2 protein-coding genes are annotated in these 1,222 nt (G+C 37.2%); both read left to right on the top strand.

What is annotated here, in order from left to right:
* The coding region (locus tag D1831_RS14135) for a CAP domain-containing protein (protein WP_148096384.1) at positions 1-585 on the top strand (585 nt) is incomplete at its 5' end.
* Positions 586-1,070: 485 nt separating this feature from the next.
* Positions 1,071-1,222 (top strand): hypothetical protein (locus D1831_RS14975; protein WP_225422910.1); only part of this gene is annotated, 152 nt, incomplete at its 3' end.

Raw genomic sequence — 1,222 nt, 5'->3', positions numbered from 1 at the left:
GTTTACAAGCATGGCAAGAAATATAGCTATTTCTACGTAACCAGTAAAGGTGTCACTGGTTGGACGTGGCATAAGTATTTGAAAGCGGGTAGTTACAAAGCACTTGCTAAAAAATCTACTGTAGCAAAGACACCAACTAAAAATAAGACAGTTAATCCTGACGAAACGTATAATCCAACGACTTTAGCCAATGATGTTATTAGTCAGATAAATACTGCACGATCAAAATTTACAGTGACTCATACAGGAGCCTTAGTACATGATGAGGCATTAACTCAAGTAGGTAATGTACGAGCAAAACAGTTAGTAAATAACTTTGCACATGAGGATGAAAATGGGAATACGTATGTAGAGCCATTGGCAAAACAATACGGAATTTGGGATAGCTACTATGGCACTGAAGATATTGGTATTGATAGTTTTGATACGAGCAATCAAAAGACAGCTAATGCAATCATTGCACGGGTAAAGCAATCTGAAGACCATTGGTCAAATCTTACAAATGCTGGCTTTACTAAAATTGGTGTAGGACAATATAAAGCACCAGATGGAACGCTGTATCTAGCTCTTGAACTTGGATATTAATTAGGAGGGATTAGAAGTGAAAGTGCATATTGGAAAAAACAAAGTGGTTATACCTGCTTTAATTGGGTTTACCGTTGCTACCGGTAGTTTCTCTCACCGTATTAATGTGCAAGCTAGTTCCACATATAAGCGAACCAGGATAGTTAAGACTAAAAAAAGTTAATTACCATTCAGTAAAAAATGCTGGCACATACAAATCTATTGGCGGTGTCAAGAAGCTAAAGTTGAAGAAAAATCACAACCTAAAAAACTACAAGAGATCTACATGGGTTCGCCTAAAAAAAACGACTGTGACTAAGCACAGTAAGAAATACCTGTATTACTACGTGAAGAGCTCTAAAAACGGAGCAACCGGTTGGGTTTGACACAAGTATTTAACATCCGGAAAGTATAAAGCACCTACCAAGAAGATTACAGTTAAGAAAAACATTGTAAAAAAAACACCAGTTAAAGCTAAGACTGTGAAACAGGCCAATCCAGATGCAATGTATAGTGCCAAAAAGATTGCGATTGATTTTATAGTTTTATTAAACCAAGCACGAACGTCTACTGCACGAACGGCACTAGTGGCTGATAATGCCTTAAATACAGTTGCAAATCAGCGCGCAGTTCAATTGGAATCAGATTTTAGTCATGA

The organism is Lactiplantibacillus garii (assembly GCF_003885105.1).
Taxonomy (GTDB): Bacteria; Bacillota; Bacilli; order Lactobacillales; family Lactobacillaceae; genus Lactiplantibacillus; species Lactiplantibacillus garii.
The sequence above is the reverse complement of the archived record's forward strand: the minus strand, read 5'-3'. Positions and strand labels throughout refer to the sequence as shown.